This is a genomic window from Streptomyces sp. NPDC093064, assembly GCF_044754605.1.
In the GTDB taxonomy this organism is placed as follows: domain Bacteria; phylum Actinomycetota; class Actinomycetes; order Streptomycetales; family Streptomycetaceae; genus Streptomyces.
Window position 1 is genome coordinate 101,737 of record NZ_JBIVPK010000019.1, and the last position, 18,174, is coordinate 119,910.

Annotated in this window: 18 protein-coding genes and 3 pseudogenes; 12 read left to right on the forward strand and 9 right to left on the reverse strand. The window is 70.8% G+C overall.

The annotated features are described in order from the left end of the window. Nucleotides 1-11 precede the first annotated feature (11 nt). A complete protein-coding gene (locus tag ACIQFZ_RS23185) occupies nucleotides 12-1,109 on the forward strand; it encodes an NAD(P)/FAD-dependent oxidoreductase (RefSeq protein ID WP_402692035.1) in 1,098 nt (365 codons plus the stop codon). Nucleotides 1,110-1,201: 92 nt separating this feature from the next. On the opposite strand, the gene ACIQFZ_RS23190 is transcribed toward ACIQFZ_RS23185, so the two are convergent. Then, nucleotides 1,202-2,071, reverse strand: a complete 870-nt coding sequence (locus tag ACIQFZ_RS23190; RefSeq protein WP_365436748.1) for an alpha/beta hydrolase — start codon at nucleotides 2,069-2,071, stop codon at nucleotides 1,202-1,204. 27 nt (nucleotides 2,072-2,098) lie between these two features. Beyond that, the gene (locus ACIQFZ_RS23195; RefSeq protein ID WP_365436745.1) at nucleotides 2,099-2,491 is read right to left on the reverse strand and encodes a hypothetical protein; all 393 of its coding nucleotides are present in this window, start codon (nucleotides 2,489-2,491) and stop codon (nucleotides 2,099-2,101) included. 155 nt (nucleotides 2,492-2,646) lie between these two features. Between ACIQFZ_RS23195 and ACIQFZ_RS23200 the strand changes: the two are divergent. The 3 genes and pseudogenes from ACIQFZ_RS23200 to ACIQFZ_RS23210 form a co-directional block, all read left to right on the forward strand. Then, nucleotides 2,647-3,051, forward strand: a pseudogene (locus ACIQFZ_RS23200) (LysR family transcriptional regulator); the annotation flags it as partial. 91 nt (nucleotides 3,052-3,142) lie between these two features. Continuing rightward, nucleotides 3,143-3,577 carry a LysR substrate-binding domain-containing protein gene (locus ACIQFZ_RS23205; RefSeq protein ID WP_402692036.1) on the forward strand — a complete coding sequence of 145 codons (435 nt, stop codon included), beginning with the start codon at nucleotides 3,143-3,145 and terminating at the stop codon, nucleotides 3,575-3,577. Nucleotides 3,578-3,666: 89 nt separating this feature from the next. Next, nucleotides 3,667-3,909, forward strand: coding sequence for a hypothetical protein (locus ACIQFZ_RS23210; protein WP_402692037.1), 243 nt, complete (start codon nucleotides 3,667-3,669; stop codon nucleotides 3,907-3,909). Between the two features lie 184 nt (nucleotides 3,910-4,093). Here the strand turns inward: ACIQFZ_RS23210 and ACIQFZ_RS23215 are convergent, their stop codons facing one another. From ACIQFZ_RS23215 to ACIQFZ_RS23225, 3 genes are all read right to left on the reverse strand, one after another. Beyond that, the gene (locus tag ACIQFZ_RS23215; protein WP_365775992.1) at nucleotides 4,094-4,888 is read right to left on the reverse strand and encodes an SDR family oxidoreductase; all 795 of its coding nucleotides are present in this window, start codon (nucleotides 4,886-4,888) and stop codon (nucleotides 4,094-4,096) included. Between the two features lie 104 nt (nucleotides 4,889-4,992). Then, nucleotides 4,993-5,817: an aldo/keto reductase gene (locus ACIQFZ_RS23220; RefSeq protein WP_383058291.1), complete on the reverse strand. Its 825-nt coding sequence runs from the start codon at nucleotides 5,815-5,817 to the stop codon at nucleotides 4,993-4,995. Between the two features lie 38 nt (nucleotides 5,818-5,855). Beyond that, the gene (locus ACIQFZ_RS23225) at nucleotides 5,856-7,127 is read right to left on the reverse strand and encodes an MFS transporter (RefSeq protein ID WP_365418231.1); all 1,272 of its coding nucleotides are present in this window, start codon (nucleotides 7,125-7,127) and stop codon (nucleotides 5,856-5,858) included. 169 nt (nucleotides 7,128-7,296) lie between these two features. Here ACIQFZ_RS23225 and ACIQFZ_RS23230 point away from each other — a divergent pair, with 169 nt between their 5' ends. Together ACIQFZ_RS23230 and ACIQFZ_RS23235 are read left to right on the forward strand one after the other, a co-directional pair. Further along, nucleotides 7,297-7,764, forward strand: a complete 468-nt coding sequence (locus ACIQFZ_RS23230; protein WP_365418234.1) for a MarR family transcriptional regulator — start codon at nucleotides 7,297-7,299, stop codon at nucleotides 7,762-7,764. Between the two features lie 20 nt (nucleotides 7,765-7,784). Then, a pseudogene (locus tag ACIQFZ_RS23235) lies at nucleotides 7,785-7,940 on the forward strand (UTRA domain-containing protein); the annotation flags it as partial. 39 nt (nucleotides 7,941-7,979) lie between these two features. Here ACIQFZ_RS23235 and ACIQFZ_RS23240 read toward each other — a convergent pair. Next, the gene (locus tag ACIQFZ_RS23240; RefSeq protein WP_402692038.1) at nucleotides 7,980-8,630 is read right to left on the reverse strand and encodes a hypothetical protein; all 651 of its coding nucleotides are present in this window, start codon (nucleotides 8,628-8,630) and stop codon (nucleotides 7,980-7,982) included. Nucleotides 8,631-8,768: 138 nt separating this feature from the next. On the opposite strand from ACIQFZ_RS23240, the gene ACIQFZ_RS23245 reads away from it, so the two are divergent. From ACIQFZ_RS23245 to ACIQFZ_RS23255, 3 genes and pseudogenes are all read left to right on the forward strand, one after another. After that, a complete protein-coding gene (locus tag ACIQFZ_RS23245) occupies nucleotides 8,769-10,040 on the forward strand; it encodes a sensor histidine kinase (protein WP_402692039.1) in 1,272 nt (423 codons plus the stop codon). Further along, entirely contained in the window at nucleotides 10,037-10,708 is a 672-nt protein-coding gene (locus ACIQFZ_RS23250; RefSeq protein WP_365418240.1) for a response regulator transcription factor, read from the forward strand. Before ACIQFZ_RS23245 ends, ACIQFZ_RS23250 begins: the two co-directional genes overlap by 4 nt. A 208-nt stretch (nucleotides 10,709-10,916) precedes the next feature. Further along, nucleotides 10,917-11,024: pseudogene (locus ACIQFZ_RS23255) on the forward strand (MarR family transcriptional regulator); the annotation flags it as partial. 50 nt (nucleotides 11,025-11,074) lie between these two features. On the opposite strand, the gene ACIQFZ_RS23260 reads toward ACIQFZ_RS23255, so the two are convergent. Next, nucleotides 11,075-12,247 (reverse strand): enolase C-terminal domain-like protein, encoded by a 1,173-nt coding sequence (locus tag ACIQFZ_RS23260; RefSeq protein ID WP_365418245.1) that lies wholly within the window; start codon nucleotides 12,245-12,247, stop codon nucleotides 11,075-11,077. A gap of 172 nt (nucleotides 12,248-12,419) precedes the next feature. Further along, nucleotides 12,420-13,460 (reverse strand): LacI family DNA-binding transcriptional regulator, encoded by a 1,041-nt coding sequence (locus ACIQFZ_RS23265; protein WP_383058294.1) that lies wholly within the window; start codon nucleotides 13,458-13,460, stop codon nucleotides 12,420-12,422. 271 nt (nucleotides 13,461-13,731) lie between these two features. On the opposite strand from ACIQFZ_RS23265, the gene ACIQFZ_RS23270 reads away from it, so the two are divergent. The 3 genes from ACIQFZ_RS23270 to ACIQFZ_RS23280 are packed head-to-tail and all read left to right on the forward strand — an operon-like array spanning nucleotide 13,732 to nucleotide 16,491. Further along, on the forward strand, nucleotides 13,732-14,595 hold the full coding sequence (locus ACIQFZ_RS23270) for an ABC transporter permease (protein WP_361422329.1): 864 nt from the start codon (nucleotides 13,732-13,734) through the stop codon (nucleotides 14,593-14,595). A 37-nt stretch (nucleotides 14,596-14,632) separates the two neighbouring features. Further along, nucleotides 14,633-15,652: an ABC transporter substrate-binding protein gene (locus tag ACIQFZ_RS23275; protein ID WP_402692040.1), complete on the forward strand. Its 1,020-nt coding sequence runs from the start codon at nucleotides 14,633-14,635 to the stop codon at nucleotides 15,650-15,652. After that, the gene (locus ACIQFZ_RS23280; protein WP_365418254.1) at nucleotides 15,649-16,491 is read left to right on the forward strand and encodes an ABC transporter ATP-binding protein; all 843 of its coding nucleotides are present in this window, start codon (nucleotides 15,649-15,651) and stop codon (nucleotides 16,489-16,491) included. Before ACIQFZ_RS23275 ends, ACIQFZ_RS23280 begins: the two co-directional genes overlap by 4 nt. 619 nt (nucleotides 16,492-17,110) lie before the next feature. Here the strand turns inward: ACIQFZ_RS23280 and ACIQFZ_RS23285 are convergent. Next, entirely contained in the window at nucleotides 17,111-18,055 is a 945-nt protein-coding gene (locus tag ACIQFZ_RS23285) for a sugar phosphate isomerase/epimerase (protein WP_365418256.1), read from the reverse strand. Nucleotides 18,056-18,174: the final 119 nt, after the last annotated feature.

Sequence of the window (18,174 nt, forward strand, 5' to 3'; positions counted from 1 at the left end):
AGGAGCAGGACATGCGAGTGGTGGTCGTCGGCAGCGGCATCGCCGGTGCGGCAGCCAGTTACGAGCTGGCCCGGGCCGGAGTGGACGTGGTCCTGGTGGACTCGCTGACCCCCGGCCGCGCGACGTCGGCCGGTGCGGGCATCATCTGCCCGTGGTCGCCCCAGGTGGACGATCCGGACTGGTACCGGATCGCGGTCGCCGGAGCCGAGCACTACCCAAAGCTGCTGGCGGCGTTGACCGCTGACGGGGAGACCGAGTTCGGCTACCGGCGGGTCGGCTCGCTGCGGCTGGTCTCGGAGGCCGAATCCGAGGAGGCCCTACGGCGCGTGGCCGAGCGTGCCGCGAAGTCCCCGATGGCCGGCGAGGTGGAGTTGATCGGCGCGCGTCGGGCCCGCGAGCTCTTCCCGCCGCTCGGACACGACGGCCCGGCGATCCACATCCCGGGAGGAGCGCGCCTGGACGGCCGCTCGGTCCGTGACGCGATGCTCGGCGCCGCGGTCCGGCACGGCGCTCGGGTCGTCAACGGCACGGCCGCGATCGTCGCCGACGGCGCGGTCCGCGGAGTGCGGGTCGACGACGAGTTCGTCGGCGCGGACGCCGTGATCGCGGCGGCCGGCGCCTGGTCGCCGCAACTGCTCGAACCGATCGGCGTCCAGGTGCGGGTCGCGCCGCAGCGCGGCCAGATCATGCATCTGCGGCTGCCCGGCGTGGAAACCGCGAACTGGCCCGTCGTGCTGCCGCGGTCACGGCACTATCTCCTGGCCTTCGACGACTCGCGGGTGGTGGTCGGCGCGACCCGCGAGGACGAGGCCGGCTTCGACCACCGGGTGACCGCGGCCGGAATGGCGGAGGTGCTCGGGGAGGCACTGTCGGTGGCCCCTGGGCTGGCCGGCGCCACACATGTGGAGACCCGCATCGGTTTCCGCCCGATGGGACCCGACATCCGGCCGCTGCTCGGCACGGTTCCGCAGGTCGCCGGGTTGGTCGTGGTCAACGGGCTCGGGGCGTCCGGTCTGACGATCGGCCCCTACGCGGGTTCGGTCGCCGCGCGGCTGGCCCGCCAGGTCGATCCGGGGTTCGACCTGGCGCCCTACGACCCGCTGCGTTGAGGGCTCAGCCCCGCGCCGGGTCGGCAGCCGCGTCACGGCTGCCGACCCGGCGCACGCCGTCACGAGAGTCGAACGCCCGGGGCAAAGGCGGCTCAGCCGGGGAGGCCGGTCCGTTCCTCGATTCGCTGCAGAGCGTGCTTGAGGTACTGCGCGAACCGCGGGTAGTTCTCGCTCATCGGGAAGTGGCCGATGTCCTCCATCTCGATGAATTCCGCGCCGCGGATCCGCTTGGCGGTGCGCTCGCCGTCCTCGGGGGTGGTGAGGTAGTCGTAGTCGCCGGTGAGCATGATCACCGGGCACGCCTCGCCGTCGATGTCGCCGAGCCGGTCGCGCAGGTCGTGGTCGACCGAGTAGAAGTACAGGTCGCCCTTGAACGCCTCGGAACCCTGGCTGTAGTAGAACCACGTGGCCCAGCGGTCCCGCTCCGGGGACTGCGGTGCCATGAGGTCCCACACTCCGCTGGCGCACACTTGGGCCGCGTTGGCGTGCGGGTGCTGCCACCAGTCGAGGTAGAAGCCGGGCGAGTAGTCGGCGCCCTCGACCGGGATGACGGCCTTGAAGCGGTCCGGGTGGCGCAGCGCGAGTTGCAGTGCGACGTTGCCGCCGAAGGAGGAGCCCATGAAGATCGGGTCCTCCAGCCCGAGAGCGTCGCAGAATGCGGTGATGAACGCCACGTAGTGGTCGGCGGTGAGCTTGTACTCCTCTTTCCACCAGTCCGTATTCCGTGGCGGGTCGGACTTTCCGTGGCGGGCGAGGTCGTATGCGATGACGCGGTAATTGCTGGTGATCTCCTCGTCTTCCAGGAGATCGCGCCACTGGTGGTTGTGGGCGCCGGCGGTGTGCTGGCAGACGAGCGGCTGGCCCTCGCCGTTCTCCAGATAGAACACCTTGTACTCGACGCCTTCGACGTCGATGGTGACGTAGTGGCCGGTGACCGGGGAGATGCGGGAATTGTTGCTCATCGGATTCCTTTCGGCGGGGGGGATCGGTCAGCCCAGCGGGCCGGTGACGCGCAGCAGTTCCAGCTGCCGGGTCAGGCAGCGCAGGTTCTGCATGAGGACCAGCAGGTCCCCCTCAAGGCGCATGCCCCGTCGGAAGGTGGCCGCCCAGATGCCGTGGTACATGGGGCCGGGGGTCGGCCGGCAGAATCCCTGCCAGGTCTCGGCGGTCGCGCGGATCGCGAAGTCGTAGGCCGCCAGCGGCTCCGGGTCGACGATCAGTTCTTCGATGCGCCCGCGGTGCACGCGGACGAGAAAGGAATGGGTCTCCATGTCGAGCAGGTAGCTGCACGAGAAATACTTCCCGTGCGCCTGGATTTCCGCGTCGTCGTCATTGAGCTGACGGAAACGATCCACTGGCTTCTGCGCCGTTGCTGTCGCCATTTACCTCTCCTCGGTAACGCCGATGTTTCTGCAAAGCTAATGCGGTGCGGCAAGGCGGTCTAATACAAGTCCGCCACCGATCGATAATCCAGGGTTATTGATGGGCGGCGGCATGCTTCTGGGCCCGCGGAGAACCCGGCGGTATCATTCCGGCCATGGAGCTGGACCTGCGTCTGCTGAGGTACTTCACGGCCGTCGCCGAGGACCTGCACTTCGGACGGGCAGCACGACACCTGCACATCTCTCAGCCCGCGCTCAGCGTCCAGATCCGCAAGCTGGAGCACATGTGCGGCGTGGAGCTGTTCCGCCGTACCAGCAGGCATGTCGAGCTGACCGCGGCCGGTGAGGCTGTCCTCGTCGAGGCACGCAAGACGCTGGCCGCCGCGGACCGGACCATCGCCGTGGCGCGGAGCGCCGCCCGCGGCAAGGCGAGCCGCTTGACGGTGGGCTTCGTGGCGAACGCCGCCGCGGAGCTGACGCCCGCGATCCTCGAGGAGTTCGGACGCCGGCACCCGCACGTCGACGTCCAGATGCGGCAGTTCGCCTTCCCCGATCCGCTCGCAGGGTTGGGCGACGGAGACGTCGACGTGGCGTTCGTCCGCCCTCCGCTGCGATCGGACCAAGAGCGCCCCTCTCCTCGACGAGGAGCGGGTGCTCATCCTTTCCGAGCGCCATCCGCTGGCCCAGTACCCGGCCGTGACGGTGGAGATGGTGCTCGACGAGCCGTTCGTCGCCCGCCGCGCCCCGGACGAGTGGCGCGATTTCTGGCTGGGCGTCGAGCACCGGGACGGCCATGCGGTGCGGATCGGAGCCGAGGTCTCCACCGTGGACGAGTGCCTGGAAGCCGTACTGACCGGCCGCGGGATCGCGTTCACGCAGTCCTCGTCCCAGCGGTACTACGCCCGCCCCGGGCTCGCGTTCGTCCCGGTCTCCGGACTGTCCGGCAGCACCGTCGCGATCGCCTGGCGGCAGGACGACTCCACCCCGCTGGTTCACGAGTTCGTCTCCGCAGCCCACAGTGTGCGCCGTTCACACGGTGGCGTGCCGGCTCCGCTTCCCGCCCGCTGGGGCCGGCAGACCGCTTAGCCGCTTCACCGCACGGCTCGGGGCGGTAGCACACCTGAAACGGTGCCTGCGCCTCGGCCCGCCCACTACGCCCACCCGTGGTGCCGTGCGTGCGTGGTGACCCCGGCAAGGCCGGCGCGGTCGGGGTCGTCCTCGGCCACCCCGACCACCCGGGCCGCTGGGACTACCCCACAAGCGCCTTCGAGGCGCCGATCATCCAGCTGGAGACCTCCGACTTCGCCGCCCTGGGGGTCCGCCTCGCGGCCGGCGCACCGGCGACCGTCTGTCCCCCGCCCACGATGCGGACCTCGACCGCACCAACACCGCGCCGGCCACCGGGGACTTCGCGCTGAAGGTGTCTTTCTTGCGTACGACGATAATTGTACACGCTTTTTAATGCAAGCGCGCGTTAAGCGCGTGTGGAGGTGAGGCCGGCGTGGCCTCTCGGCCTGCGAAATCGGAGGAAACGGCCCGTGGCCGGACCGTCCTCTGCGGAGGACGGTCCGGCCACGGGCTTGGGAGCAGAGGTCGCCGGGCTCAGGGCAGGATGGAGTCGACGTACCCGCCGTCGACGCGCAGGGCGCCGCCGGTGGTGGCGGAGGCGTGGGGCGAGGCGAGGTAGACGACCATGTTGGCGATCTCCTCGGGCTCGATGAGCCGCTGAAGCAGGGACTGGGGACGGTACTTGACCATGAACTCGTGCTGCGCCTCGTCCCAGGGCAGCTCGTCGCCGACGAGCTCGCGGACGAATGCCTCGACGCCGCCGGTGTGGGTCGGTCCGGCGATGACGGAGTTGACGGTGACCCCGGTGCCGGCGGCGTCCTTGGCGAACCCGCGGCTGACGGCGAGCAGCGAGGTCTTCGTCATGCCGTAGTGGATCATCTCGGCGGGGGTGACCACGGCCGAGTCGCTGGCCAGGTTGAGGACGCGCCCCCAGCCCCGTTCCTTCATTCCGGGCAGGTAGGCGCGGATGAGCCGGACGGCGGACAGGACGTTGACCTCGAAGTAGCGGCGCCACTCGGCGTCGTCGATCGCCAGCGGAGCGGCGGAGCCGAAGATGCCGAGGTTGTTGACGAGGATGTCGACCGTGGGCACGGCCTCCAGTACGGCGGCGGCGCCCAGCTCCGTCGCCAGATCGCCCGCGGCGCCGGTGACGTCGTCGCTGCCGGAGTCGGCACGTACGGTGCGGACGGCCGCCGCGACGCGCTCCTCGCCGCGGCCGTTGACGACGACGCGGGCGCCCGCGCGGGCGAGGCCGGTGGCGATGGCGTGGCCGATGCCCTGAGTGGAGCCGGTGACCAGGGCAGTGCGGCCGGAGAGATCGATCTGCATGACGCGTTCCCGTCGTTGAGGCTGTGAAGCTGCTGCGGCGGTGTCGGTGCCCCGAGTCCCCGGGTGCCCGTCCGCGGCGGACGGGCACCCGGGGACGTACGGGGTCAGTTGAGGGTGTCGGGGTCCGGGCCGGTGCGCAGACCGCGGTCGAGGTCCGTGAGGGCGGCCATGTCGGCGTCGGTGAGCTCGAAGCCGAAGACGTCGAGGTTCTGCCGGATGCGGTCGGGGGTGACGGACTTGGGGATCACGATGTTGCCGGTCTGGAGGTGCCAGCGCAGCACGACCTGCGCCGGGGTTACGCCATACGCCTCGGCGACTCGCACGATCGCCTCGTCCCCGAGGACCGCGCCCTGGGCCAGGGGGCTCCAGGCCTCGGTGGCGATCCCGTGCTCGGCGTGGAAGGCGCGCAGCGCGGTCTGCTGGAGGCCGGGGTGCAGCTCCACCTGGTTGACCACCGGGGTGATGCCGGTGTGCTCCATGAGCCGCCGCAGGTGGGGGATCTGGAAGTTCGAGACGCCGATGGCACGGGCACGCCCGTCGGCGAGGATCTTCTCCAGCGCCTTGTAGGTCTCCACGTACAGGTCGCGGGCCGGGGTGGGCCAGTGGATGAGGTAGAGGTCGACGTGGTCGAGGCCGAGCTTGTCCAGGGAGGCGTCGAACGCGGCCAGGGTCCGGTCGTGGCCCTGGTCCTCGTTCCACAGCTTGGTCGTGACGAAGAGCTCCTCGCGGGGCAGGCCGGAGGCGGCGATGGCCTTGCCGACGCCGCGCTCGTTGCCGTAGATCGCGGCGGTGTCGATGCTGCGGTAGCCGGCCGCCAAGGCGCTGGTGACCGCGGCGGTGGTCTCCTCGTCGGGGACCTGGAAGACGCCGAAGCCCAACTGGGGCATGGTCACACCGTTGTTGAGCGTCACGTTCGGCACGGAATTCATCGGGGGTTCCTTTCCTCGGTACTGCTGGGTGTGGGGGATCAGGAGCGGACGGGTCCCGCGGCTGCGGGAGCGGCGCCGTGGTCGGATGCGGCGGCGTGGGCGGCCCTGTGGCCGGTGGCCGCGGCGGGGTCGAGGTTCGCCGGGGTGGAGGCCTCGGTGGTGCGGGTGGGCCGCAGTTCGAGCCGGTGTGAGATGACGGCCAGCACCAGAGCGGCGGCGGCCAGTACGGCCCCGACGGCGTTGGGCGCGGTGTAGCCGAGGCCGGCGGAGATCACCAGGCCGCCGAGCCAGGCGGACAGGGCGTTGCCCAGGTTGAAGGCGCCGATGTTGGCCGCCGAGGCCAGTGTCGGTGCGCCGTGGGCGTGGTCGAGTACGCGCTTCTGGAGCGGTGGGACGGTGGCGAAGCCGAGAGCGCCGATGAGGAAGACGGCCACGACGGAGGCGGCCTTGCCGGAGGCCAGGAAGGTGAACAGCAGCAGGACCAGCGCCAGGCCGCCCAGTGCGGTGTAGAGCATGGGCATGAGCTTGCGGTCCGCGAAACGGCCGCCGATCAGGTTGCCTGCCACCATGCCCAGCCCGAAGACCACCATCAGCCAGGTGACGGAGGATCCTGCGAAACCGCTGACCTCGGTCATCATCGGCGCGATGTAGGTGATCGCGGCGAACACGCCCCCGAAGCCGAGCACCGTCATGGCCATGGCCAAGATGACCTGGGTGTTCCTGAACGCGGCGACCTCGTGCCGCAGCCGCACTCCCTCCGGCTTGGGCAGATCGGGCACGAGCTTGGCGACGCCGGCCAGGCCGAGTACACCGAGAGCGGCGACGAGCAGGAAGGTCACGCGCCAGCCGGCGTTCTGGCCCACGTACGTGCCCAGGGGAACGCCGACGACGTTGGCCACGGTCAGGCCGGTGAACATCATGGAGATGGCGCCGGCCTTCTTCTCGGGGGCCACCAGTTCGGCGGCGACGACGGAGCCGATGCCGAAGAAGGCGCCGTGGGCCAGCGAGGCCACCACGCGGCCGATCAGCATGACGGCGAAGACCGGGGCGACGGCGGAGATGACGTTGCCGAGGATGAACAGCCCCATGAGCAGCATGAGCATGTTCTTGCGGGAGATCCTGGTGCCGAGGACGGTCATGATCGGTGCGCCGATCATGACGCCGAGGGCGTAGCCGGTGACCAGGAAGCCGGCCGTCGGTACGGACACGCCGAGGTCCGCGCCGACCTGGGGCAGCAGCCCCATGATCACGAATTCCGTGGTGCCGATTCCGAAGGCCCCTATGGCCAGGGCCAGCAGTGCGAGCGGCATGACGAGGGTCCTTTGACGTGTGAAGTCGGGTTGCGTTAGCGCCTTACGTGCGCCAACAATAATTGCACACGACGACTAATGGCAAACGCGGGTAGAGTGAGGTACGTGATACCGCGGCAGGCTTCCCCCTCCGCCTCCACTCGCACGACCCGCACCGAGGGAGCTGCTCATGACCGCCACCGACCCGGCGATGACCGCACTGGCGCACGGCTGGTCGGCGCTCTCGCTGCTGCACGGACGCATCGAGAGCAGAGTCGAGCGCGCGCTTCAGACCGCACACCGGTTGAGCGCGCGCGAATACTCACTGCTGGACGTACTGAGCCGCCAGCACGACGGCGAGGGCGGGCACCTCCAGATGCGGCAGGTCGCCGACTCCGTCGTCCTCAGCCAGAGCGCCACCACACGGCTGGTGACCCGACTGGAGGACCGCGGGCTGCTCTCGCGCTACCTGTGCCCCACCGACCGCCGCGGCATCTACACCGAGGTCACCGACGACGGCCTGCGCCTGCTGGAAGAGGCCCGCCCCACCCACAACACGGCCCTGCGCGAGGCCCTCGACCAGGCAGCGACCGAGCCCGTGCTCGCACCCCTGGTCCACGCCGTCGAGCAAGTGCAGGACGGCGTCCAGCCGGTATGACCCGACGCCGCCTGCCGGTCGCGGAGGCCGCCCGCCTCGATGAGGAGGACGGGGCGGCCCTGCTCACCATGCAGCGCACGGCATGCGACGACACGGGACGGGCGGTCGAGCACAGGGCTCACTTGTACCGCGCGTCCCGGTACGCCTTCGACTTCCGGCTGTTCGTGCGGTCCTGAACCCCGTGGGCCCGGGAAGCCCACCGGAGCAAGGGGCGATCAGCCTCCACCGTCTGTGGATCCGGGTCGGACCGCGGCCGACTCGACCACGCTCGCCGTGGCAACCTCACTGCGCCCGCGAACGGCGTGGACGCCGATGGCGAACAGCGCGGCAAAGAACACGTCGTCGGGAAGGATGAACCACCGCCCGGGCAGTCCGAGCGCGCCGAGCAGGCACGAGACGAACAGTGCGACACCGATCCACCACGGCAGCGTCCGGGCACGCAGCACGGCGATGCCGAGGCAGATCGCGCCGACGAGCAGGCACAGCAGCGCGACGCCCTCGAAGACGGCGAAGCCGGACGGCTGCTCGGTGGGGATGCCGCCGTGGTCGACCAGGTACGGCTTGACGAACCCCTCGATGACTCCCTCGCCGATGTTCAGCATCACGAACGCGGCGAAGACGCCGGCGTAGCCGACGACGTGCAGCTTCGGTGCCCGTCCCGCGAAGGTCAGGATCACAGGCAGCCCCAGGGCGATGATGACGTTCCCACCGACCGCGATCCGCTCGAACAGCGGCCAGAGGTGGTAGCGGAAGGCCTCGTCGCCGCTGCCCGGCGCGAGGAGGTTTGCGGCGAGGTAGCCGAACGCCGCGACGATCGTGCCGACGATGAGCGCCCATCCGGCCAGGCGCTTGAGGTTCACGGTCATGGTCTCCTCCTGCGTTGTGCCGCCACTCGGCGGCGCGCCGTTCAGCGTCGGCCCGGCGGACCCGGAGCGTCGTCGTACCCCGGTCGGCACCGGGTCGTTCGCGAGTCGCGATCCATACGAGACGAATACGACGTTCGGATGACGCCGCCCGGCTCCACCCGCCGGTGGCTTGCGGAGGTGATGCTGAAGACGGCACGCGCCGAGTCACCGGCGCAAGACGAGTCGGAGGCGCCGGCGCGTCTACGGCGCAGGCCGGCGGAGTTGCTGCCCGACGCTCTGCTCGCGCTCGCAATCACCGGCTTCGCCCTGCTCGACATCGTCTTCGATCTCGACAACTCGACCCGGTACGGCCCCATGCCACCCCTGGTCGTGTCCACCCTCGTGGCGACGCTGGTGCTGACGCTGCGAAGGCTGGCCCCGCTCGCCACGGCCGTGGTCGTCGCGGTCGCGATCGCCGGACCGATGCTGGCCACGCCGCTGACGTTCACCCTGTGGGGCGACTTCCTGCCACTGCTGCTCGCCACCTACTCGGTGGCCCGGCACGGTGAACGCGTGCCCGCGTGGCTCGGCGTCGCGGCGACCGTCACCACCGTCGTCCTCGTGATGCTGCGCAACCCGGACGCCGGCACCGTCAGCAACATCCCGTTCGCCGCGGTGCCGATCGCCATCGTCTTCGTCGCCGGCCGGGTGCTGCGCGCCCAGGCCCGTAGCCACTTTGACGACCAGGCCCGGGTCCAGCGGCTGGAGGCCGAGCGCGAAGAGGCGATCCATGTCGCGCTCGCCGAGGAGCGCTCCCGTATAGCCCGCGAACTGCACGACATCGTCGCCCACTGCGTCAGCGTCATGGTCGTCCAGGCGGGCGCCGCCGAAGACCTGCTCGACCGCGATCCCTCCAAGGCGCACGCGCCGCTGCGCTCGGTTCAGGAGACCGGCCGGCAGGCGGTCGGCGAACTGGGCCGGATGCTCGGCCTGCTGCGCGGGGAAGCGACGCGGCTCGCGCTCAAGCCGCAGCCGGGCACCGCGAACCTGGCCGAGCTCATCGAGCACATGGCCGGCGTCGGCCTGCCGGTCGAACTCACCATGGAGGGTCCGACCCGCCCACTGCCGCCCGGCATGGACCTGACCGTCTACCGGGTCGTGCAGGAGGCACTCACCAACGCGCTCAAGCACGCCGCGCCCACCACGGCGCATGTGGTGCTGCACTATGACGAGCAGTCCGTACAGGTCAGCGTGCGGGACACCGGACGCACGGGCGCGTCCGCGGGGTCGGCTTCGAAGAGGATCGGCCACGGGCTGCTGGGAATGCGTGAGCGAGTCGGACTCTACGGCGGCACCCTGGAGACCGGGCACTCCGGCGACGGCGGCTTCGCCGTGACCGCGAGCCTGCCGCTGCAGGCGGCCCCCCGATGATCCGGGTCCTGCTCGTGGACGACCAGGCCCTGGTCCGCGGCGGCTTCCGCTCCATTCTGGGCGGTCAGGAGGACATCGAGGTCGTCGGCGAGGCGGCGGACGGCGCGGAGGCGGTCGACAGTGCGCTGACCCTGCTGCCCGACGTCATACTCATGGACATCCGGATGCCGCGCATGGACGGGATCGAGGCGACCCGCCGCCTGCTGCGGGACGGGCGCTGCCAGGCGCGGGTACTCATCCTCACCACCTTCGACGAGGACGAGTACGTCTACCAGGCGCTGCGCGCCGGGGCGAGCGGTTTTCTGCTCAAGAGCGCACCGCCGCGCGAACTCGCCGGGGCCGTCCGCACGGTCGCCGCGGGCGAGGCGCTGCTGGCCCCGGAGATCACCCGGCGGATGATCGAGGAGTACGTACGCCGTCCGCGCCCCGGTTCGGACCGGCCCACCGGGCTGGAGAAGCTGACCCCGCGCGAGCTCGAGGTACTCGGTCTCATCGCTCGCGGCCGCTCCAACGCGGAGATCGGCACGGCACTCTTCCTGAGCGAGCCGACGGTCAAGACCCACGTGACCCGCATCCTCGCCAAGCTCGGCCTGCGCGACCGGGTCCAGACCGTCGTCTTCGCCTACGAGTGCGGTCTCGTCCAGCCCGGCCACCGGCCTGAAGGGTGACCAGCCCGCGGCTCTCCGGCATCATCTCGCCCCTCTGCCCGAACCCCGTCGGCATCGAGGTCCCGCGTCCCACTACCCACAGATCCGGATGGTCGGCAGCGCGGCCCGGGCTAGGCCCTGTCGTCAAATTCCCGCCGCCGCTCATGCCTGCACCCACAGGATGTGGCCGAGGTCCAGGCGCACGAGGCCGGCCAGGCGCTGCACCTGGCACAACACGGCCCTGCGCGAGGCCCTCGACCAGGCGGCCACCGAGCCCGTGCTCGCACCCCTGGTCCACGCCGTCGAGCAAGTGCAGGGCGGCGTCCAGCCGGTATGACCCGACGCCGCCTGCGATGAGGTCATAAAGGGCCCCTCGCCTGATCCTGCTCACGGCCTCTGTTCGAGGACGTCCACAGCCAGCTTCCGTACCGCGGTGTCGTCGACCTCGACGCCGAGCCCCGGACCGTCGGGCACCCGCGCCGTCCCGTTCTCGATCGTCACCGTCGGCCCCGCGTAGGGCGATTCGACGAACTGACGGCCGTTCAGGTCCACGGGCGTGTCGAGCCCGTAGGCCGCGAAGAGGTGCAGCGAGGCGGCGAGCCCCACGTCCGAGTCGGTGAGCCCCGACCCCATGAGCTGTACGCCGCAGTCCTCGGCCAGTGCACACAGCCGCCGCGAGAGCGTGAGCCCGCCGCTGCGCTGCACCTTGGCGATGGCGATGTCGACGGCCTCGAGACGGACGAACGTCGCCAGGTCGGTGGGGTGGCGCAGGCTCTCGTCGAGCGCGACCGGGATCGGCGAGCCGTCCCGGAGCCTGCGCAGTCCGGCGATGTCGTTGGCGGGCAGCGGCTGTTCGAAGGCGGTCACCCCGAGGCCGGCCAGGCGGGCGGACATGCGCAGCGCGGCCGGCACGGTGTACGCCTGGTTGGCGTCCACCCACAACGGGGCTCCGACCGGGGCATGTTCGCGCACGGCAGCCACCACGGCCGCGTCCGTCTCCTCGTCGTGCAGCCCCACCTTCACCTTGAACGCCCGATAGCCCTCGTCCACGCCCTCCGCCACGCTGTCGCCGACCTCCGCCGGAGACTGGCCGGAGACGACCCAGCCCAGCTCGATCGTCTCCCGGCGCCGCTGCCCCCACAGCGTGCCCAGCGGCACGCCGGCCGCCCGGCCGAGCAGGTCGTGCAGCGCGACGTCGACCGCTCCCTTGGCCAGCGGGGCGCCGATGGTGAAGCCCCGGTTGACGGCCCGGTCGAACGCGGCGTCCACGCCGTCGAGGTCCCAGGCCGGGCGCCCGAGGACCGCCGGCGCGAGATAGCGGTCGACGGTCGTGACGATCGACTCCGCGGTCTCGTAGGTCCACGCGGGGATCGGCGTCGCCTCGCCCCAGCCGTGCACGCCGTCGGCGTCGACCCGTACCAGGACGCGGATGCTGGGCCGGCCGGCCACGGCCACCGCGCCGCCGGAGACTCCGAAGGAGCGCCGGGTGGGCAGGGCAACGGCGTACGTGGTGACGCGGTCGATGGTCAGGTCGCCGAGCGGGAGCCGCAGCGGTGTCATGGGCGGTCCTTCCGTCTGAAGTGACTGAAGTGGTTTGCCATTGCGAGCCGGGTCTGGCGTGCGACCGGGCAGTCGGTGAGCGGTCCGGGGACCGGTGGGCGGCGCCGGAGCCGGTGCGCGGCCCCCGAGTCCGTGCGCGGCCAGGAGTCGGTGGGCGGCCGGGCGCGTGACGTCACCCCCGTCCCGGCGGCGCCGTGCCGCCTCGCCAGGGGGCCGTGCTGCCCCGCAGCAGGATCTCGCCGGCGATGCGCTCCACGCGCGAGCGCCGCCCCCGCGGCTCGCGCAGCGCCAGGTCCAGGACGGTCTCCCCCATCCGAACGAGCGGCAGCGCGACCGTGGTCAGCGGCGGGGTGAGGTCCCGGACGATCGGTACGTCGTCGAAGCCCGCGAGCGACAGGTCCTCCGGTACCCGGAGCCCGCTTTCGCGCAGTGCCGCCAGTGCCCCGACGGCCATCACGTCCGTGACGGCGAAGACGCAACTCGCCCTGAGACCCCGGGCGAGCAGTTCGGCGGTCGCGGCGTACCCGCCCTCACGCGTGAACGCGCCCTCGACCACCTGGTCGGCGGCCAGCCGGATCGAGTGCTCGGCCAGCGCGTCACGGAAGCCGCGCAGCCGATCGGCGACCGTCGTCAGCGACGGCGGCCCGGTCAGCACCGCGAACTCCCGGTGCCCCAGGCCGATCAGGGCCCTGGCCAGCTCCGCCGCCCCGGCCCGGTTCTCCGGCAGCACCGTGTCCACCCGCAGGCTGCGGTGGCGGCTGACGACGGCGACCCGGCCGCCGCCGGCCACGTACGGCCCCAGTTCCGCGGCCATCGACCGCTCCCAGTCCGCGTCCTCGAAGCCGGAGCCGATGAGCAGGATGGCGCGGGCGCGGTGGGCGCGCAGCGTCGAGACGTAGGCGACCTCACGGGCGGGTTCGCGGAAGGTGCTCGCCAGCATCACCATGAGGTGCCGGGCGGCGGCGGCGCGCATCACGCCGCTGGCTATGGCGGAGAAGTACGGGTCGCCGACGTCGTGGCAGATGACACCGACGACGGAACTCTGGGCACTCGCGAGCGCCTGCGCATGGGCGTTGGGTATGTAGCCGAGGTGCTCGGCGGCACGCAGCACGCGCGTGCGCAGGTCCTCGCGGACCCGTGCGGTGCCGTTGAGTGCTCGCGAGGCGGTGGCCGCGGAGACCCCGGCGGTACGGGCGACGGAATCCAGGGTCACATGCGCCCGTGCCCGTTCGGGCCGTTCGGGTACAGGCGCGTTGTCTCGGCTTACGGGTCGGTTCACGGCACCCCCAGATCGCACAGAGCCACGGGCGGGGCGAGGTCCGGAAACCTCTTGACGCCCTATTGACCATTCGTACGCGCTGTCCCTAACGTGGCAGAGCATAGCAGAAAGCGCTTTCTGGAAGCGTTTTCCGATACTACCAGGCGTTTCACCAACCCCCCACGGCTCCTTTCCCGGCACGACCCGACGTCAGAGGAGTTCACTCATGAGCCAGAGCACCATCCGCCGAACTCCCGCTCCCCCGGCGGGAGTCAAGGAGCGCGCGCAGCGTGGTGCGGCCGAACGGCTCGGCGAGGCGGTGGAGCGGTCGTGGCGGCCGTTCGCCCTGCTCCTCGCGTGCCTCGTCGCCTGGTGGGCCGTCTCGGCCTCCGGCCTGGTCGAGTCGTACCTCGTGCCGTCGCCGGGCGCGACCCTGGATCTGATGGCCACCAAGAGCGGCTACCTCTGGCACCACAGCTGGGTGACCACGTACGAGACGCTGCTGGGCTTTGTGATCGCGGTCGGCGTCGGCGTCCTCGCGGCCGTGCTGATGGTCTACTCGTCGACTGTCGAGAGGACGCTGTATCCCATCCTGCTGTTCGCCCAGGTGATCCCGAAGATCGCCATCGCACCGCTGTTCGTGGTCTGGTTGGGCTTCGGCATCGCGCCGAAGATCCTCATCGCCGTGCTCATCGCCTTCTTCCCGGTGGTCATCTCCATGGTGACCGGCCTGAAGTCGGTGGACCCCGAGATGATCCAGCTCTCCCAGACGATGGGTGCGAGCGCGCTGCAGACCTTCGTCAAGATCCGCTTCCCGGCGTCGTTCCCGCACCTGTTCTCCGGTCTGAAGGTGGCCGTCACGCTGGCGGTCACCGGTGCGGTCGTCGGCGAGTTCGTCGGTGCCAACGAAGGTCTCGGCTATGTGATCCTCCAGGCGAACGGCAATCTCGACACCCCGATGCTCTTCGCCGGACTCCTGGTGATGTCGCTGATCGGTGTCGTCCTCTTCGTGCTGGTGGAAATCGCCGAGAAACTCCTGCTCCCCTGGCACGCCAGCCGCCGGGGCGACGCCGTCAGCACCGCGTACTGAGGCAACTTCCCGCTCCCGCTCCGAGAAGGGCCGAACCATGCACCTGCGCAGACTGCCCATCGTCCTCGTCCCGCTGCTGCTGTTCGCCACCGCCTGCGGCGGCGAGGGCTCGGACAAGACCACGAGCACGTCGGGCAAGGAACTCGACAAGGTCACGCTCACGCTGAACTGGTACCCCTACGGCGAGCATGCGCCGTTCTACTACGGCAAGCAGCAGAAGATCTACGAGAAGCACGGCATCGACCTCCAGATCCGGGCCGGACAGGGCTCGCAGAAGACCGTGCAGGCCACTGCCGCCGGGCAGACCGACTTCGGCTGGGCGGACACCCCGGCGGTCCTCGCGGGCGTGGACCAGGGAGTCAAGGTCAAGAGCCTGGGCGTGTTCCTTCAAACCACCCCGGCGTCCGTGCAGTTCTTCGCCGACAAGGGCATCGACAAGCCTGCGGACATCAAGGGTAAGACAATCGCCGGAACCGCCGGTGACGCCCTCTCCAGGACCTTCCCGGTCTTCCTCGAGAAGAACGGGATCGCCGAGTCCGACGTGAAGATCCAGAACACCGACCCGGCCGGCAAGATCGCCGCGGTGATCTCCGGCCAGACCGACGCGCTGCTCGGATACGCCAGCGACCAGGGCCCCACCATGCAGAACAAGGCCGGCAAGAAGGTCTCCTACCTGCGCTTCTCCGAGCATGGGCTCAACTTCTACTCCAACGGCCTCATCGCCGGGCAGCGCGCCCTCACCAGCGACCCCGACCTGGCCAAGCGCATGGCCCAGGCCACCAGCGAGGCATGGGCCGCGGCGGAGAAGAGCCCGGGCCCCGCCGTCGCCTCGATGGCGGGCGCCTCCGACCAACTGCCGCCCGAGAAGGTCCTGTCCGAGCAGTTCGCCACCACGCTGACCCTGCTGCACACCGACGCCACCCAGGACAAGGCCCCGGGCGTCAACACCGAGGCGGACTGGCAGAAGACCGTCGACCTCTTCGCCCAGGTCGGCATGGTCCGCAACGCCAAGCCGGTCTCGGAGTACTGGGACACCAGCGCGGCCCCGAAGGGATGACTGTGGCAGAGAAGACCATCCGCACGCCGTGGGCGGACGCCGGCCGGGAGCCGTCCGCGGCCGAGTCGTCCACGGCCGTCGAACTCGACGCGGTGCAAGTGCGGTTCCGTACGAAGAAGAGGGACGTCACCGCCCTGCGGGAAGTCTCGCTCGACGTAGCGCCCGGTGAGTTCGTCGCCATCGTCGGACCGTCCGGGTGTGGCAAGTCGACCCTGCTCAAGCTCGTCGCGGGCCTGCTGCGGCCGTCCTCGGGCGCCGTCCGGCTGCACGGCGAGGACGTCACCGCGCCCCGCCCCGACATCGGGTACGTCTTCCAGCGCGCCGCGCTGCTCGAATGGCGCACGGTCCGGCGGAACATCCTTCTCCAGGCCGAGATGCGGAAGATGCCCGCCGGCCGGGCCCGCGCCCGGGCCGCCGAACTCATCGAGATGACCGGCCTGACCGGCTTCGAGGACGCGTACCCGCACGAACTGTCCGGCGGCATGCAGCAGCGCGTGGCGCTGTGCCGAGCGCTGCTGCACGAGCCGCCGGTGCTGCTCATGGACGAGCCCTTCGGCGCCCTCGACGCGCTCACCCGCGAGCAGATGAACGTCGAACTGAACCGTATCTGGCGGGAGACCGGCACCACCGTCCTGCTGGTCACCCACTCGATCTCCGAAGCGGCCTACCTGGCGGACCGCGTGGCGGTGATGAGTGCGCGGCCCGGCACGATCACCGAGATCATCGACGTCGGCCTGCCGCCGGAACGTGACTACACCGACACCATGAGCCGCCCGGAGTTCCGCCGCGCCACGGCCCGAATCCGCACTCTGCTGGGCGCGGCCTCGGCAGCCGACTGAGGGCGCCGAACTTCCGCCCCGGCGCGACCTGGCGGTGCCTTCGGCCTCGGCGGCCGAAGGCACCGTCCCTTTCGCGACGGGGGACGCGACGGGCCCGGCCGGATCGGTGCGGCAGGTGCTCACGGGCCGTCGGCGGTGTACGACCCGCAGCCGCGCGGGCGCCTCGGTCCGGGGTGGACGTAACGGCTTGCGGTCCCGACCGCGTCGTCGCCGACGAGCAGAAAGAGCCGATCCGTCCCGGCGCACGCGCCCCAGGTGTGGACCGAGCCGCCCGGGCCGCGGCCGGCTTAGGTTCCGGCCCGGCTTTCGGGGCGAACAGTCCTCGGGACCGCTGGAGCAGAGGTCCGGCGCACCGGCGGAATCCACGGCCGTGGTGAGATCAGCCGTGTCGCCACGGCGGCGCTCGTCGTCCCGCCGGTCGACGCCGGCGGGCTCTTCGGCCGTGAGGACGGCTAGCCGATCGTACGACGAGTCGGGCGCCGGCCGCGGCGACACCGGCCTGTCGCACGGCACCATCTCGTAGTCCGGCGGGGACGCTAACCCTCCGATGCCGGGACGCCGACGCCCCGTGGCCTGCCGGAAGTTGAGCCCGACAGGCCACGGGGTCGCAGGCCGCGGGTCAGAAGCGCACGTCCCGCAGGTACTCGTAGCTGGTGCGGGCCGAGGCGAAGGGGTCGGCGGGGCGGTCGTGTTCGACCAACCACTGCTTGACGCCGCCTCGGCGCGCCGAGGCGAACATGTGGGGGAAGTCCAGGACGCCGGCGCCGACGTCGGCGAAGTCGCCGTCCGGGGCCATGTCCTTGACGTGCAGGGCCGGGAAGCGGTGCCGGTTCTCGTTGAAGTAGTCGGCCGGGTCCTTGGCACCGCCCTTCGCCGCCCAGTACAGGTCCAGTTCGAAGCCGACGAGGTGCGGATCGGTCTCCGCGAGCAGGATGTCGTACAGCATCTGCCCGTTGACCGTCCTGTGGTCCGGCTCGTGATTGTGGAACAGCACCTTCAGCCCGGCGTCGCGGGCCGTCAGCCCCGCCTGGTTCAGCTTGCGCGCGGCCTCCCGGTAGCCCGCCGGAGAGAGGAGGGAGCTCGGCAGGCTCGGTACGACGATCCACTTCCCGCCGAGCGTACGGACGTCCTCGAGGGCCTGGGGCAGACCGCTGCCGGTGACCGTTTCGTATGCGACGTGTTCGAGGACCGCCTTCAGGCCCGTCGCGTCCAGCATCCGCCGTATGTCGGCGGCGCTGTGCCCATGGCGGCCGCTCACTCCGACGGTCGCGTAGCCGATGGCCGCCAGCTTCTCGAGGGTGCCCTCGAAGTCCCGCGCCAGCGGGTCGCGCATGGTGTACAGGTGCATGCCGATCGCGCTCGGCGGGATCGGCCGCGTCTGCCCGGTCTCGGCCGAGGTACTCGCGGCAGAGCCGGTCGCCGCCGTCGCCGCGCCGCCCGTCGCCACTGCCGCCGCGGCGCCGAGCAGGCCGCCGAGGAACAACCGCCGGCCGGGCCCGGGCGCGTGCCCGTTCGCGGACTTCGATCCCAGGTTGCGCGTTGCGTGCTGTTGTGCGTCGTCCATGTGCTGTCGCCTCCGATGAGCGGTGGATTGATGGGGAGCGAAGAAGGTTGGTTGCCGTGTGGCCTTGCGCGGTGGCCGGGCTCCTTCGAGCCCGGCCACCGGCCTGTGCGGCGGGGGCC